Source organism: Comamonas aquatilis (assembly GCF_965139575.1).
In the GTDB taxonomy this organism is placed as follows: Bacteria; Pseudomonadota; Gammaproteobacteria; order Burkholderiales; family Burkholderiaceae_C; genus Comamonas; species Comamonas aquatilis.
The window spans coordinates 40,489-56,208 of sequence record NZ_CBCSIW010000004.1; the positions used below are offsets into that span (position 1 = coordinate 40,489).

Annotated in this window: 13 protein-coding genes; 9 read left to right on the top strand and 4 right to left on the bottom strand. The window is 63.8% G+C overall.

The window, feature by feature from the left end; genetic code table 11:
• Positions 1–72: 72 nt before the first annotated feature.
• Positions 73–1,428 (top strand): NAD(P)/FAD-dependent oxidoreductase, encoded by a 1,356-nt coding sequence (locus ACNAZA_RS07105; protein ID WP_415795801.1) that lies wholly within the window; start codon positions 73–75, stop codon positions 1,426–1,428.
• 30 nt (positions 1,429–1,458) lie between these two features.
• Here ACNAZA_RS07105 and ACNAZA_RS07110 read toward each other — a convergent pair whose 3' ends face one another.
• The 4 genes from ACNAZA_RS07110 to ACNAZA_RS07125 form a co-directional block, all read right to left on the bottom strand.
• Positions 1,459–3,111 carry a phospholipase D family protein gene (locus ACNAZA_RS07110; protein ID WP_415795802.1) on the bottom strand — a complete coding sequence of 551 codons (1,653 nt, stop codon included), beginning with the start codon at positions 3,109–3,111 and terminating at the stop codon, positions 1,459–1,461.
• Positions 3,112–3,167: 56 nt separating this feature from the next.
• Positions 3,168–4,763, bottom strand: coding sequence for an alkaline phosphatase D family protein (locus ACNAZA_RS07115; RefSeq protein ID WP_415795804.1), 1,596 nt, complete (start codon positions 4,761–4,763; stop codon positions 3,168–3,170).
• A 9-nt stretch (positions 4,764–4,772) separates the two neighbouring features.
• Positions 4,773–6,341, bottom strand: a complete 1,569-nt coding sequence (locus tag ACNAZA_RS07120; RefSeq protein WP_415795806.1) for a GGDEF domain-containing protein — start codon at positions 6,339–6,341, stop codon at positions 4,773–4,775.
• A gap of 63 nt (positions 6,342–6,404) precedes the next feature.
• Positions 6,405–7,382: an NADPH:quinone oxidoreductase family protein gene (locus tag ACNAZA_RS07125; protein ID WP_415795808.1), complete on the bottom strand. Its 978-nt coding sequence runs from the start codon at positions 7,380–7,382 to the stop codon at positions 6,405–6,407.
• A 164-nt stretch (positions 7,383–7,546) separates the two neighbouring features.
• Between ACNAZA_RS07125 and surE the strand changes: the two genes are divergently transcribed.
• The 8 genes from surE (at position 7,547) to rlmN (ending at position 15,647) form a co-directional block, all read left to right on the top strand.
• Positions 7,547–8,329, top strand: coding sequence for a 5'/3'-nucleotidase SurE (gene surE / locus ACNAZA_RS07130; RefSeq protein WP_415795809.1), 783 nt, complete (start codon positions 7,547–7,549; stop codon positions 8,327–8,329).
• Positions 8,326–9,114: a protein-L-isoaspartate(D-aspartate) O-methyltransferase gene (locus ACNAZA_RS07135; RefSeq protein WP_415795810.1), complete on the top strand. Its 789-nt coding sequence runs from the start codon at positions 8,326–8,328 to the stop codon at positions 9,112–9,114. Before surE ends, ACNAZA_RS07135 begins: the two co-directional genes overlap by 4 nt.
• Before the next feature lie 13 nt (positions 9,115–9,127).
• Entirely contained in the window at positions 9,128–9,976 is an 849-nt protein-coding gene (locus tag ACNAZA_RS07140; RefSeq protein WP_415795811.1) for a peptidoglycan DD-metalloendopeptidase family protein, read from the top strand.
• A gap of 13 nt (positions 9,977–9,989) precedes the next feature.
• Positions 9,990–11,096 (top strand): RluA family pseudouridine synthase, encoded by a 1,107-nt coding sequence (locus ACNAZA_RS07145; RefSeq protein ID WP_415795812.1) that lies wholly within the window; start codon positions 9,990–9,992, stop codon positions 11,094–11,096.
• Positions 11,097–11,198: 102 nt separating this feature from the next.
• On the top strand, positions 11,199–12,338 hold the full coding sequence (gene scpB, locus ACNAZA_RS07150; protein WP_415795813.1) for an SMC-Scp complex subunit ScpB: 1,140 nt from the start codon (positions 11,199–11,201) through the stop codon (positions 12,336–12,338).
• On the top strand, positions 12,335–13,831 hold the full coding sequence (locus tag ACNAZA_RS07155; protein WP_415795814.1) for a pseudouridine synthase: 1,497 nt from the start codon (positions 12,335–12,337) through the stop codon (positions 13,829–13,831). Before scpB ends, ACNAZA_RS07155 begins: the two co-directional genes overlap by 4 nt.
• Before the next feature lie 139 nt (positions 13,832–13,970).
• Positions 13,971–14,396 (top strand): nucleoside-diphosphate kinase, encoded by a 426-nt coding sequence (gene ndk / locus ACNAZA_RS07160; protein WP_120969498.1) that lies wholly within the window; start codon positions 13,971–13,973, stop codon positions 14,394–14,396.
• A gap of 129 nt (positions 14,397–14,525) precedes the next feature.
• A complete protein-coding gene (rlmN, locus tag ACNAZA_RS07165; protein WP_415795815.1) occupies positions 14,526–15,647 on the top strand; it encodes a dual-specificity RNA methyltransferase RlmN in 1,122 nt (373 codons plus the stop codon).
• Positions 15,648–15,720: the final 73 nt, after the last annotated feature.

The following is a 15,720-nucleotide window of genomic DNA, read 5'->3' on the forward strand; positions in this document are numbered from 1 at the left end:
TTGCAGCTTCCATTTTTGCAATCGGTGATCGGCGACCGGCCAACGGGTGCTGACACAAGCTAGGGACTCTTCATGACCAAGGCACAAGAGCAGGCGGCGCAAGCCATTCAAAAGCCGCAAGCGCAACCGGCGGGGCACAGCGGCAAGGGGGCGCGCATTGTGGTGGTGGGCGGCGGCGTGGCCGGGCTGGAGGTGGCCACGGCCCTGGGCAAGCTCAAAAGCGATTGCATCGACACGGTGACGCTGGTGGACAGCGACTCCGCCCATGTCTGGAAGCCCATGCTGCACACGATTGCTGCCGGAACACGGGATCTGGCCCAGCAGCAGACCACCTATCTGGCCCAGGCCACGGATGCCCACTTTGCCTACCAGCCCGGCGAGATGTGCGGGCTGGATCGCAGCCGCCGGGAGGTTTTGCTGGCGCCCATACAGGCTCCCGACGGCCGCGAGATCGTCCCCAGCCGCCGTCTGCCTTATGACAAGCTGGTGATTGCCGTGGGCAGCGGTGCCAATGACTTCGGTACGCCCGGTGTGGCCGAGCATTGCTTCATGATCGATTCGCGCCGCAAGGCCGATGCCTTCAATCAGGAGATTCGCCTGCGCATGGTGCAGTGCATGACCAGCGGCGAGCAGTTGCAAGTGGCTATCGTGGGCGCCGGTGCCACCGGGGTGGAACTGGCTGCAGAGCTGGTGCAGCTTGCGGAGAGTGCTACCGCTTACGGAGCGCTTGGCGTGGCCGCCAAATTTCGCATCGTGCTGATCGAGGCCGGCCCGCGCGTGCTGCCCAGCTTTCCCGAGGAGATTTCCGAAGCCACGCGCCTGCGGCTGGAAGCGCTAGGAGTTTCAGTCATCGTGAGCGGCCGGGTGAAAACTGCCACGGCCCAGGGTTTCGAGCTGGCCAATGGCGAGCTGATCTCCGCCAGCCTGCGCGTGTGGGCGGCGGGCGTGAAGGCGCCGGAGTTCCTGACCCAGCTGGGCCTGGAGACCACGCGCAGCAATCAGCTGCTGGTCAACGACGAGATGCAGACCAGCGACCCCGCGATTTACGCGCTGGGCGACTGCGCCAGCTACACCTTGCCGGGCCAGGAGTCGCCGCTGCCGCCCACGGCCCAGGTGGCCCACCAGCAGGCGCGCTATCTGATCGAGACTTTGCCGCATCTGCTGGAGCGCCCCGGCGCCAAGCCCGTGGGCTTTGCCTACCGCGATTTCGGTGCGCTGGTTTCGCTGGCGCAGTACGACGCTTATGGCTCGCTGGGCAAGTTCGGCCTGTTCAACGGCGGCGTGATTCGCGGCCGGTTGGCCATGCTCAGCCACATCATGTTGTACCGCTCGCACCAGGCGCGGCTGTACGGCTTCTGGCGCGGCGGCCTGCTATGGCTGATCGACCTGATGAACTCGCGCCTGCGTCCCTCGATCCGGCTGGATTAAAGGCCCAGACGCGGCTTCACAGAAAGCCCTCTATAGAAAGCCCTCAATAGGCAGCCAGCTCAGTATGCGCACCATGACCCGTTGCCACCAAGTGGTGCCGGGCTCGGTGGTGGTGGTCTGCTTCTCATGCGGGGGCTGCGGGTTCTGGCTGGTCCAGCTCAGCTGCTGCTTCTCGTTGAGCTGCACCTGGTAGGCCATGCGCGGCAGGTGTTGATCCAGGGACTGCGTGATCTCGCCCGCCATGGCAGCGTCTTCTATGACCAGGCCCAGCTCGGTGTTGAGCAGGGCCGAGCGCGGATCGAAGTTGAACGAGCCCACAAACAGGCGCTGCCCGTCAATGGCAAAGGTCTTGGCATGCAGGCTGGCGCCCGAGCTGCCGGCGGAGCTGCCGGCTCCGCTGCCGACGGCGGCGGGAGAAGGCGCGGCGCGCTTTTCGCCCTTGGCCGCCGCCGCAGCAGCTGCTTGCGCGGCCGCAGTCTGCGGGCGCAGATCCAGCTGGCGGCGCATTTCATACAGCTGCACCCCGCTTTGCAGCAGCGGCTTGCGGTATTTCTCGTAACCGGCGTGTACGGCGGCCACGTCCGTGGCCTCCAGGCTGTTGGTCAGAATGCGCACGCGCACGCCTTGACGCTGCAACTGGGCAAAGGCGTTGACGCCGGCCTCGGTGGGCACAAAGTAGGGTGAGATCAGATCCAGCTGCTTTTGCGGCTCGCCAATCACCGGCAGCAGCTGGGGCAGCAGCAAATGCTGGGGCTGGGCCTGGCTCAGCACCTTGGCCGGATCGTCGCTGACCAGAGTGGCGGGCGCCCATTGCAGAGGCAGGCTGCCGGCCACCAAATCCTGGCTGAAGCGGCTTTGCGCCACGGCGTGCACATAGGCCTGGGCTTCGGGGCGGCTGGCATCTGCGTGCAGGCCTTCATAAGCATGCTGCACGGCATAGTCGGGCATGACGGGCAGCAGACTGGCCACCGGATAGGCCGAGGCACTGGCCCAGTAGCGATCAAACTCGCGGCTGATGGACGGCACCACGGCGCCGATGGCCATCACATCCAGGTCGGCAAACAGCACGCCGTCGGTGGCGGCAAAGTACTCGTCGCCGATATTGCGCCCGCCCACGATGGAGGCCTGGCTGTCGGCCGTAAAGCTCTTGTTGTGCATGCGCCGCTGGGTGCGCGAGAACTCGGTCAGATAGCCCAGGTATTTGGGCGTGCGCAGGGCAAACGGGTTGAAAAGCCGCACCTCGATGGCGGGATGCTGGTCGAGGGCAGCCAGCATGGAGTCCATACCCGAGGTGCCGCCGTCATCGAGCAGCAGGCGCACGCGCACGCCGCGATCCGCCGCGCGCAGCAGCTCATCAAACAACAGATGGCCGGTGATGTCGTTGCGCCAGATGTAGTACTGCACATCCAGCGTGCGCTCCGCCGCGCGGGCCAGCAGGGCGCGCGCGGCATAGGCAGCATAGGCATCGCTGAGCGCATGAATTCCCGACAGATCGGGGTGGGCCTGCTGCAGCGGCTGCAAGGCCTGGCCCAGCCGTGTTTGTAGGGCCTGCTGCGTATCCAGGGCCTGGCTTGCGGCACGTGGCGGCATGGGCGGCAGGCCGCAGCCCGCCAGGCTGGCGCTGAGCAGCAAGGCCGCAACCAGGGCGGCGGCAGAAGCGGGGTGAGGGCTGAGGCTGGGCATGTCCGGCAGTATGCCGCAGCGCTCATTGATCTGGATTCAGACTCTCCCGAGTGGATTCAGATCTTGAGCGGCCCGGGCCTGCCGTCTTCCACCGCAAAGCGGGCCAGGGTGTAGACGCTGCTATCGGCCTGCAGAGGGTTGCTTACGGCGCGCAGCTCGGTGGTCATGTTGCGAGGGGTGATCTCCACCAGGCTGTAGCCGCGCTCGTCGCAGCGGGCATACAGCACTTGCGGGTTGTGGGCCACGATGGCATCGACCCGCGCCTGGGTGGTGCCGCTGTGCGAGCTGATGGAGGTGGCGCAGAACTCGCTGGCCAGAATGGGGTTGGCCCGGCCCGGTTCCCTATCGGCCTGGGCTGGAATGGCGCAGACATAGTTCTGGTGAATGTCGCCGCCCAGCAGCACGCTGTTGCGCGGCAGGCTCTGGCCGACTTGCTGCACCAGGCGCTGGCGTGCGGCGGGGTAGCCGTCCCAGGTGTCGGTCGATTGCCTGCCGCTGGGCTGATGGCGGGCCGAGAACAGCGTGGTCTGCGCCAGCAGACTCCAGCGTGCTGCGGCGGCATGCTGGCCTGAGTCGGTCTGCAACTGCCGGTACAGCCATTGTTCCTGATCCCAGCCCAGAAAGCTGCGGGCCTGCTCATACAGGGCGCTGCATTGCTCGGGGTTGACGGTGCCGGTGCTGGCCTGCCAGGGCGGACGGCAGGCCTGGAGATCGCGGTCTTGCCGCCCGTCCAGCAGATGGATGCGGGCCAACTGCCCCCAGTTCAGCGTGCGGTACAGGCTCAGGCCTTGAAAGCCGGGCTGCAAGGTCTGGAGGCGCAGCGGCATGTTTTCATAAAACGCCTGCCAGGCGGCCATGCGTCTGGCCAGAAATTGAGCGCTGTTCCCGCGCCCATATTCGGAGACATAGTCGTTCTCCACTTCATGGTCGTCCCAGATCACCGACCAGTTGCATGCGGCATGGGCGGCTTGCAGATGGGCATCGCTTTTGTGCAAGGCATAGCGGTCGCGGTAGTCCTGCAAGGTCTGGGCCGTGCGCAGCGGCTGGGGGCGGGCCAGTCCGTCGGGCTTGGCGGGCTGGGCGTATTCATAGATGTAGTCGCCCAGGAACAACACCATGTCGGGCGACTGCCGGGCTGCATCGGCCCAGGCGCTGTAGAAGCCGTGCTCCCAGCGCTGGCAGGACGCAAAGGCCAGGCGCAGCTTTTTCACGGCCGCACCCGCGGCCGGGGCCGTGCGGCAGCGGCCCGTGCTGCTGAAGGCCTCGCCGCAGCGAAAGCGGTAAAAGTACCAATGGCTGGCGTCCAGGCCGTCGATCTGCACATGGAGCGCATGGCCGGATTCCGGTCTGGCCACGCTGCTGCCTCGGCGCACAGGCTGGCGAAACTGCGCATCATGCGCGAGCTCCCAGTGCACCTCCATGGGCGGCAGATCGGGCACGGCGTCCGTGCCCAGATAGTCCAGCGCTGCCGTCAGCCGGGTCCAGATCAGCACGTTGTCGGACTGGGCATCGCCGCTGGCCACACCCAGCGTGAAAGGGTTGTGGCGCAGAGCTTCGCCCTGGCGTGCCCAGGCCGGCAGGCTGCCCAGGGCGCTGGATAGGCTGGATGTGATCAAAAATCGGCGTCTATCCAATGTGGGTGTGCTGTACATGCTATGAAATTATTCAGCAGCCGCGGGCGTCTGCAGTTCCTGTGCTCCGGCAATGCTGCGCGGGCCGCGCTGTTTGGCGGCCAGCATGGCGGCATCGGCGCGGCGCAGCAGGTCCATGGACTGTTCATGCGGCTGCAACTGGGCAACTCCGGCCCCAAAGCTCAGCAAAAGCGGCGAGTCCGCTTGCAGCAAGGCATGGGTTTGCAACTGTTGCTGCAGGCGTTGCACAGCCGGCACGGCATGGGCTTCGGCGGCTTCCGGCAGCAGTAGCAAAAAACGCTGACCGTCGTGGCGGCCCAGCACATCCTCGGGGCGCAACTGGCTGCGGGCGATATGGGCGAAATGCTGCAGCGCCGCATCGCCCGTAGCCTGGCCGTGTTCCTGGTTGAGGGCGCGCATGCCATCCATGTCCAGCAGCACCACGGACAGAGGCTTGCCATGGCGGCGCGCGCGGGCCACTTCGCGCTCAAGCATCTCGGCTGTGCCCAGGCGGTTGGGCAGACCGGTCAATTCATCGATGCGGCTGCTTTGGGCCGCGGCTTGCAGTTGCTGGCGCAGCTGTTCGATCTGGGCCTCGCTCTGATCGGCGCGCTGCTGCAAATCCTGTAACTGAGTTTGCGCCAACTGCTGGCTGCGGGCCAGCAGCTGTGTGGCGGTAAGCGCTTGCTGCAAGGCGGCGCTGGCTTGTTCCGGGCGGCTGGAGTCGGCCAGCTGCGCAGCAGCCTGCTCCAGCTGCCGGCCTGCGGCGCTTTGCTTTTGCTGCGTGCCCGCCAGTTGCTCGCTCAAGGCTGTCAGCAATTGCCTGAAGTGGTGCTCGGCCTGCTCCCAGTGGTCCTGGGTCTGCAGGCGCAGCAGCATCAGCTCGCGCAGCTGCTGCAAGGCGGTGCTCAGCTGGCTGGGCGAGCAAGGCGGGGTCAGTGCCTGTTGCAAGGCCTGGGCGGCGGGCGCCAGCCAGGGGCTGGAGACGGCCTCTTGCTGCCAGTGCCGGCCGCTGAGCTGCACAAAGCCATCCATCTGCTGCTGCAGCTGCTGTTGATCAGCTATCAAAAACAATAGCTTGTTGCGCTGTTGTTTAAAGGCTTGCAGCAGTTTTTTGCTGGATATCTCAGGCGCATGCAGCACCTCGGCCAGTGCCTGCTCCAGAGGCTGAGCCTGGGCGGCAGGCAAGAGGCCGAGCAGCGATTGCAGATAGCGCAGGATTTCCTGGCCCAGCGGCACCGGCAGCAGCGCGTCGGGCTCGGGTGGCGCAAGCTCCGGCGTTTGAAGCGTGGGATGGCTGTGCGCATGCAGCTCCAGCTCGATATTGGCAAAAGCCGCCAGCACCTGCTGCAGCGCAGGCCAGCTGCGCTCTTCTATGCTCTGGGCCAGTTGCTGGTTGAGCCGCTTCTGGCGCGGCGTCTGCGCCGGCAGCAGGGCCAGGATATGGCGCAGCGGCCCTTGGGGAAAGCTGGCGGCCGTGGGCTGGCCGCAGACTTCCTCGTACACCGCCGTGTAGTTTTGCGGCGTGGGCGCCAGGCGCCGCAAGGCCAGCAGTTTGAGGGTTTCGCGGGCAAGGTCAGCAGGAGTGCGCTCGGCCATGAACAGAAAAGTCCTTGTGGTGGGGTAGGGGCCTTAGTGTGGCAGAGCCGCAGCTAGCTGACGCTACCCGTTGACCAGCACCAGTTTGCCCTGCACCTGGCGCGAGCCCATGCGCTCATAGGCGGCAAATAGCTCGCTCATGGCCATGGTGCGGTCGATCACGGGCTTGATCTTGCCCTGGCCGTACCACAGGGCCAGCTCCTGCATCATGGCCGCGTTGTTATGCGGCTCACGTTTGGCAAAATCGCCCCAGAACACGCCTACCAGCGAGGCACCTTTGAGCAGAGCCAGATTCAGCGGCAGCGAGGGAATCGGGCCGGAGGCAAAGCCGACGATCAGATAGCGGCCGCGCCAGGCGATGGAGCGGAAAGCTGGTTCGGCAAAGTCGCCGCCCACGGGGTCGTAAATCACGTCCGGGCCTTTGCCGTCTGTGGCGGCTTTGATGGCTTGGCGCAGATCGCCCTGGCTGTAGTTGATGGTGGCGTCCGCCCCCTGGGCCTTGCACAGCGCGCATTTTTCATCGGTGGAGGCGGCGGCAATCACACGTGCTCCGGCGGCCTTGGCAATCTGGATGGCGGCCGTGCCCACACCGCCGGCCGCGCCCAGCACCAGCACCGTCTCACCGGCCTTGAGCTGGCCGCGGTCTATCAGCGCGTGGTGCGAGGTGGCATAGGTCATGATGAAGGCGGCGGCATCCACAAAGCTGAACGCCTCGGGCAGCGGCATGCACATGGCGGCAGGCGCCAGCGTATGCGTGCCAAAACCTCCCGTGCCCGACAGGCAGGCCACGCGTTGGCCGATCTTGAGGTGCTTGACCCCTTCGCCCACGGCCTGCACCACGCCCGCGTACTCGGAGCCTGGCACGAAGGGCAGGGGCGGCTTGATCTGGTATTTGTTCTGCACGATCAGCAGATCGGGGAAATTCAGGCTGGCGGCCTTGAGCTCCAGCAAGACCTGACCGGAGCCGGGCGTGGGTACGGGCAGCTCCGTCCAGCGCAGGGTTTCGACGCCAGTGGGGGTGGTGCAAAGCCAAGCGTGCATGATGTCTCCAGAAAGTGTGAGGGGAGGGCGCAGTGAGGCGGCAATTCGATGTAAAGCGGATGCCAGGATGTCGCCGCAGATGATAGAAGTGTGGTGCGAATGCTGCGTGTCTCTCCCGTGACGAATCCGCCGCCTACAATGCCCCGGCAATCCTTGCTGTATCCATGAAGATTCTTATTTGTAATGACGACGGCTTTCAGGCTCCCGGCATCGTGGCTTTGCACGATGCTTTACGCACTGTGGCCGAAGTGGAAGTGGTGGCGCCTGAGCACAACAACAGCGCCAAATCCAACGCTCTGACGCTGAATGCGCCGCTGTATGTGCACAAGGCCTATAACGGCTTTCGCTATGTGAACGGCACGCCGGCCGACTGCGTGCACATTGCGCTGACAGGGCTGCTGGGTTACCGGCCGGACCTGGTGGTCTCGGGCATCAACAACGGCGCCAACATGGGCGACGACACGATTTACTCGGGCACGGTGGGCGCGGCCATGGAGGGCTTTCTGTTCGGCATTCCCGCCATCGCCTTCTCGCAGGTGGACAAGGGCTGGGCCGAGCTGGAGGCCGCTGCGGCCACCGCCCGCCAGATGGTGCAGGACATGCAGGCCCAGCAGCTGATTGGCGACATGCCCTGGCTGCTCAACGTCAACATCCCGAATATGCCGCTGTCGGCCTTGAAGCCCGCCAAGCTGTGCCGTCTGGGTCGCCGCCATGCGGCAGAGCAGGCGATTCAGCAGCAAAGCCCGCGCGGCGAGACCATGTACTGGATAGGCAGCGCCGGCGCGGCCAAGGATGATTCCGAAGGCACGGATTTCCATGCCACGGCGCACGGTCATGTGTCCATGACGCCGCTCAAGGTCGATCTGACGGACCACGACAACCTCGGTTACTGGGCGCAAACCGCAGCCAGGTTGCAGTCTGTCGCCCAGGCCAAGGAGCCGCTATGAGCGAGCGTCCTCCCAGGCCGGTGCCGGGATGGATTGCGCGCTCGGCCCAGCCGGCACCGGCCGGTCGTGCGGCGGTAAGCCGTGCTCCTGCAATAGCTGCGGCTATGCGCGCGCCCTCACCTGCGGTAGGCCTGGGTCTGGACTCGGCGGCCGTGCGCGCCCGCATGGCCCAGCGCCTGGAGGCGGCAGGCATTGCCCATCCTGGCGTGCTGCATGCCATGGCCACGGTGGAGCGTCACCGCTTTGTCGACAGCGGCCTGGTCAATCAGGCCTATGAGGACACCAGTCTGCCCATAGGTCTGGGACAGACCATCTCCAAGCCCAGTGTGGTGGCCCGCATGATCGAGTTGCTGCTCAATTCCGAAGCTGGCAAGGCCGGGCTGGGGCGGGTGCTGGAGATAGGCACGGGCTGCGGCTATCAGGCCGCCGTGCTGGCCATGGTGGCCAAAGAGGTGTATTCGATAGAGCGCTTGCGCGGTCTGCACGAAAAAGCGCGTAACAATTTGCGACCGTGGCGCCTGGCCAATGCGCATCTGATCCTGGGCGACGGCATGCAAGGCTTTGCCAGCGGCGCGCCCTATGCGGGCATTATTTGCGCCGCCGGCGGTGCTGCTGTCCCCGATGCCTGGTGTGATCAGCTGGCCGTGGGCGGACGTCTTGTGGCTCCCGTGGTCGTGTCTGCGGGCAAGCAGGCGCTGCTGGTGATTGACAAGAGTTCACACGGGTTTAAACAGTCGGTTTTGGAAGCGGTGAACTTTGTCCCTCTAAAATCGGGAATCGCCTAGAAGGAAATAGCTTATGTTGGTATCGCGCAGTCTTGGTGCATGGGGTACGGTTGTGCTGGCAGGTGTGATTCTTGCCGGTTGCTCGACCCAGGCAAACAGGGCTCCTGTGGAGGATCGCGGACAGTCGGCCTCCTCATCTGCAGCGTCGGAAAAGCCTTTGCCGGGCGCCGAAAACGCTGGCAAACCTGGTTACTACACCATCAAACCCGGTGACACGCTGATCAAGGTCGGCCTGGAGCACGGTCAAAGCTGGAAAGACATCGCTCGCTGGAGCAATCTGGACAATCCCAATGTGATTGAAGTCGGTCAAGTGGTGCGTGTGGTTCCGCCCGCACCTGTGGCTACGGCTGCGTCGTCGACTTCATCCGGTCGCGGTGTTGCTCCCGTGGTGGTTGGCAGCAATGGTGCTGCGTCCTCTGCCACGCCTGCGGCAACCCCCGCCGCAACACCTGCGCCCACGCCTGCAGCCACCGTGCCTGCAGCCAAGGGTGCGGATGATGTGAACTTTATCTGGCCTGCCAGCGGCAGCCTGCTGTCCGGTTTTGACGAAGCCCGCAACAAGGGTTACGACATCGGCGGCAAGGCCGGCGACTCGGTGGTGGCTGCTGCTGACGGTCGTGTGGTCTATGCCGGTGCCGGCCTGCGCGGCTACGGCAACTTGATCATCCTCAAGCACAACAACACCTATCTGACGGCCTACGCCCATAACCAGTCCCTGCTGGTCAAGGAAGACCAGTCGGTCAGAAAAGGCCAGAAGATTGCCGAGATGGGCAGCACCGATGCCGACCGCGTGAAGCTGCACTTTGAAGTGCGCCGCCAGGGCAAGCCGGTCGATCCTTCGCGCTATCTGCCTGCGCGCTAAATCTGCTTCAAGCATGGCTCAAGCAAAGAAAAGCAAGCCCGCATCACAAGCCCCTGCCTCGCAGGGGCTTGTGTCTTCTGGCGGGGATTCGACCTTTGACGAGGTGGCGGCCCACGCCCAGGCGCTGGCCCAGGCATTGTGGGATGAAGGTGCCGATGAGGCAGCGTCGGACGGCGAAACCGAAATCCGCGATCTGCTGGTCACGGCCGAGTACCACGGCCAGCGTGCGGACAAGGTGCTGGCTCAAGGGGTTTCCGAGTTCTCGCGCAACTATCTGCAGCAACTGCTGGCCGATGGCGCTGTCACGCTCAACGGCAAGCCGTTGGCCAAGCCTTCGGCCAAGGTCAATGTGGGCGACCGGCTGCGCGTGGAAATGCGGCCCACCCAGCAATCCATGGCATTCCAGCCCGAGGCGATGGAGCTGAACGTGGTCTATGAGGACGACGATCTGCTGGTGGTCAACAAGCCTGCGGGCCTGGTGGTGCATCCGGCTCCCGGCAACTGGACGGGTACGCTGCTCAACGGCCTGCTGGCCCGCGACGAGAAAGCCCGCCAGGTGCCGCGCGCCGGCATTGTTCACCGCCTGGACAAGGACACCAGCGGCCTGATGGTGGTGGCGCGCAACCGCGCCACCATGGATGCGCTGGTCAAGATGATTGCGGCGCGCGATGTCAGCCGCCAGTATCTGGCCATTGCCCACAAGGACTGGGGGCCGCGCAAGCACCGCGAGGTGAATGCGCCTATTGGCCGCGATCCGCGCAACCGTCTGCGCATGGCCGTGGTCGATCTGGCGGTGAATGCCGGCAAGTCTGCGCGCACCGATTTTGACTGGCTGGCGGGCGATGATCAGCGCTGTCTGGTGCGTTGCACCCTGCATACCGGACGCACCCACCAGATCCGGGTGCACATGGCTTCACTGGGTCATCCGCTGGTGGCCGACAGCGTGTATGGCGGACAGCCGCAAGGCGGTCTGACGCGCCAGGCGCTGCATGCCTTCAGGCTGGCCTTCGAGCATCCGGTCTCGCACAAACCCCTGGTTCTGCATGCTCCGCTGCCGCAAGACATGACGGCGGCACTGGATAATTGGGGCCTGCGTTACAATCCCCCGGAAAGCCTCTGACCATCGACACGTGATGGCATTGATGGGGCGCTTCCTCTCTACATTGAAATTGGCGTCCCACCGGCTTGCGGTTGCGACAGCCTCTCCCGAAACGCTGCGCCTATGAATACGGTAGATGCCAAGCGGGTTCTTGAAACAGCATTGATTTGTGCTCTACAGCCAGTGACACTGCGCGAGATGCGCTCACTTTTTGATGACGTGCTGGGTTCGGATACCCTCAAGGATTTGTTGCTCGATCTGCAAAAGGATTGGTCACAAAAAGGGGTGGAGCTGGTGCAGGTGGCATCGGGCTGGCGGTTTCAAAGCCGTCCCGAGATGCGTATTTACCTGGATCGGCTGCACCCCGAAAAACCGCCCAAGTACACGCGCGCCACACTGGAGACGCTGGCCATCATTGCCTACCGTCAGCCGGTTACGCGCGGAGACATTGAAGATATTCGGGGTGTGACGGTCAACAGCCTGCTGATCAAGCAGCTGGAAGACCGCGGCTGGATCGAGGTGATCGGTCACCGGGAAACCGTGGGCCGTCCGTCGCTGTTTGCCACCACCCGCCAGTTTCTGGACGATCTGGGTCTGCAATCGCTGGACCAGTTGCCCATGCTGGAGGAAACCCAAAGCCAGCAAAGCCTTTTCAAGGCGCTGGAAGAAGGTCAGCAGGAAGCCGAGCCGCAAGGTGAGGCAGCCGAGGCCGAGCAGGCCGACGATGGCCCGGTGCTGGAGTTGTCGGAGGCTTTGAACGCTGTGGAGGCCGTGAATCCGGCCGCTGCGGTGGATGAGGCCGAGCCGGCCCCGGATGGCGACAGTGAGGAGACTGCTGCGGCGCAGATGGCGGCCGTGGTGCTGGACGATGAATTGGAGTCTGTGGTGGAGCCCGAGCCTGCATATGCAGTGCCTGAGTTGCAGTTGCAGGCAGCGCCGCAATCTGAGACAGGGATTGCGCCAGAACCTGAGCCGGAGATTCAGGAATTAGTGCCGATCGCGCCCCAGGCAGCAGTGCCCGGGCCGGTGGCGCCAAAAGTAGCGCAAAAGCAGGCGAAGCCGCAAAAGGTGCAGTCCGTTGCCAAGGCGCAGCCGGAGGCGATGGCGGGTGCAGGCGCTGGTGAAAAGCCGGCACGCCGGGAATGGCTGGGCTTGCGCGCCTTTTTGGAAGATGACTACGGCACCGACGCTGAAGGCGGTGCTGACGATGAACAGAATTTGGATGACGGCGAGAAAAGCGCCGCCGAAGGGAAACCTCAATGAACAACGAGACATCGACCCAGATGCAAGACGAGCCGCAAGCAACTCCTGCCGTCGAAAAAAAGCCCCGCAAGCCCCGCGTGGTCAAGCCCAAGGCCAAAGCCAAGGCTGCTGCGGCAAAGCCTGCGCGCAAGCGTGAGCCTGCCAAGCCCCGTACCAGCGCCCCAGTGGCCGCTATGGAGCAAGAGCTGCCTGAAGTGTTGAATGACGCTATCGAAACAGAAGCTGATGGAGCTGATGTGGAGCAGGCTGAAGGCCTAAATCACATCAAGTCTGCCAAGAACGCATCGCAAGGCTATGACTTTGACGATGTGATCTCCGGCGAGTTCGATGCCGACGAGCAAGACGACAACGCCATGCCCGCCAAGCGCGTGCTGGCACCCCAGGTCGATTCGCCTAAGCTGCACAAGGTGCTGGCTCAGGCCGGCATGGGCTCGCGCCTGGAGATGGAACAGCTGATTCTGGAAGGTCGCATCTCCGTCAACAACGAACCCGCTCACGTGGGTCAGCGTGTGCAGTTCGGCGATGTGGTCAAGGTCAACGGCCAGCCGATTCGCTTTCGCATCGATCCGCCGCCTGCCCGTGTGATCGCCTACCACAAGCCCGTGGGCGAGGTGGTGACGCATGACGATCCGCAAAACCGCCCCACGGTGTTCCGCAAGCTGCCCAGGCTGCAGCACGGCAAGTGGCAGTCGGTAGGCCGTCTGGATCTGAACACCGAAGGTCTGCTGCTGTTCACCAGCTCCGGCGAGCTGGCCAACAGCCTGATGCACCCCCGTTTCGGTCTGGAGCGCGAGTACGCAGCCCGCGTGCTGGGTGCGCTGAGCAAGGAAGAAAAGCAGCGCCTGACGGACGGCGTGCAGCTGGAAGACGGTGTTGCCAGCTTTGGCTCCATCGAAGACGGCGGCGGCGAAGGTGCCAACCACTGGTACCGCGTGACCATCTCCGAAGGCCGCAACCGCGAAGTGCGTCGCATGTTCGAGTCCGTGGGCCACGCCGTGAGCCGTCTGATTCGCATCCGCTACGGCGCCATGATGCTGCCCCGCGGTTTGAAGCGCGGTGCCTGGGTCGAACTGGATCAGGCCGATATCAACGCCTTGATGGCGGTGGCCGGCGTCAAGGAGCGTCCTCCCGTGGACCGCTCGGCTGGTAACGGCCGTGGCGGTGACCGCAATGGTCGTGGCAATGGCCGCGGTGGTGCTCGTGGCTTCAACGCCGATCGCCCCCAGACCGGTCGCCGTGAAGGTGGTGGTCAGCGCCGTGGCGAGTGGGATGGCAACCGTCCGGCACCTGTGGGTCTGTTCGATGAGCGCCAGCCCGCCAAGCCCTCGGCCAATGCCAACAACCGCTCGGGCAAGGGCGGCGGTGGTCGCCAACAAGGGCAGAGCAGCCAACCGGATCCCATGCGCACCTCGGTGGGCTATATCGGTGGCGACAGCCTCTCGCGTGCCCGTCAGACCGCCAAGCGCGCCCCGGGCGCCAAGCGCCGCCGCTGATACGGTATTCCCCAGATTCTTCTGGGGACTGAAATTTTGAGTGGTGCCGTATTGCCAAGGTCTATAACGGCACCGTTAAAATCGACGGTTTTGCTTTTCCGGCAAAAATCCACAGTAACCCTGATTAGGAATTAACACCATGGCTATCGAACGCACTCTCTCCATCATCAAGCCCGACGCAGTTGCCAAGAACGTGATCGGTCAAATCTACGCACGCTTCGAAGCTGCTGGCCTGAAGGTTGTGGCTGCCAAGCTGGTGCACCTGTCGCGCGTGGAAGCCGAACAGTTCTACGCTGTGCACGCTGCCCGTCCTTTCTTCAAGGACCTGGTGGACTTCATGATCTCCGGCCCCGTGATGATCCAGGCTCTGGAAGGCGAAAACGCCATCCTGAAGAACCGTGAACTGATGGGCGCTACCGATCCCAAGAAGGCTGAAAAGGGCACGATCCGCGCCGACTTCGCCGACAGCATCGACGCCAACGCCGTGCACGGCTCTGACGCTGCTGAAACCGCTGCTGTGGAAGTTGCCTTCTTCTTCCCCGGCATGAACGTTTACTCGCGTTAATCCACGCAAGCTTCACAGCATGCTCTCGCTGACGCCAGGGTTTCGCCTGGGCGAAACCGGTGTCAGCGCCGAAAATGCTCACCACGGCGTGGTTCTACAAGGTTGTTTGATGCCTCGCCACCTGCCGATATGACTACCAATTTGCTTGATTTTGACCTCGAAGGCCTGACCGCATACTGCGAGCAGCTCGGGGAGAAGCGTTTCCGTGCAACGCAGCTGTTTCGCTGGATTCACCAGCGTGGCGCCAGCGATTTCGACCAGATGACCGATCTGGCCAAGTCCCTGCGCGAAAAGCTCAAAAGCCGGGCCCACATTACCGCTTTGCCCGTGGTGACGGAACATGTCTCCACTGACGGCACTGTCAAGTGGTTGTTCGATGTGGGTGACGGCAATGCCGTTGAATCCGTATTTATTCCTGAGGACGATCGTGGCACGCTGTGCATCTCGTCCCAGGCTGGCTGCGCCGTGGGCTGCCGCTTTTGCTCCACGGGGCATCAGGGCTTCAGCCGCAATCTGACCACGGGCGAGATTCTGGCCCAGCTGTGGTTTGCAGAGCACTCGCTGCGCAAGCGCTTTGGCACCGACGAACGCATCATCTCCAACGTGGTGATGATGGGCATGGGCGAGCCCATGCAGAACTACACGGCTCTGGTGCCCGCCTTGCGTGCCATGCTCGACGATCACGGCTATGGCCTGTCGCGCCGCCGCGTCACCGTCTCCACCTCGGGTGTGGTGCCCATGATGGATCGTCTGGCGCAGGATGCTCCGGTGGCTCTGGCCGTGTCCCTGCATGCGCCCAACGATCCATTGCGCGACAACCTGGTGCCGCTGAACAAGAAATACCCGATTGTCGAGCTGCTCGATGCCTGCGTGCGCTATCTGGACTTTGCGCCGCGTGACTTCATCACCTTTGAATATTGCATGCTCGATGGCGTCAATGATCAGCCTGAGCATGCGCGTCAGCTGATAGAGTTGGTGCGCGCGCGCGGCGATGGCAAGAACTGGTGCAAGTTCAACCTGATTCCGTTCAATCCGTTCCCGGCTTCGGGGCTGCTGCGCTCGCCCAATGCTCGGGTGACCGAGTTCGCCAGCCTGCTGAGCAATGCCGGCATTGTGACCACGGTGCGCAAGACGCGCGGTGACGATATCGATGCCGCCTGCGGTCAGCTGGCCGGGGATGTGAAGGACAGGACACGCGCTGCAGAGCGCATGGCCAAGCAGCGCATCATCACCCTCAAGCAGGTGTCTTGAGGGCTAAAACAAAGGGAAGTACATGAAGGCAGTGGAGCGGCAACCGCGTTGGCAACATTGGGACTTTTGGGCC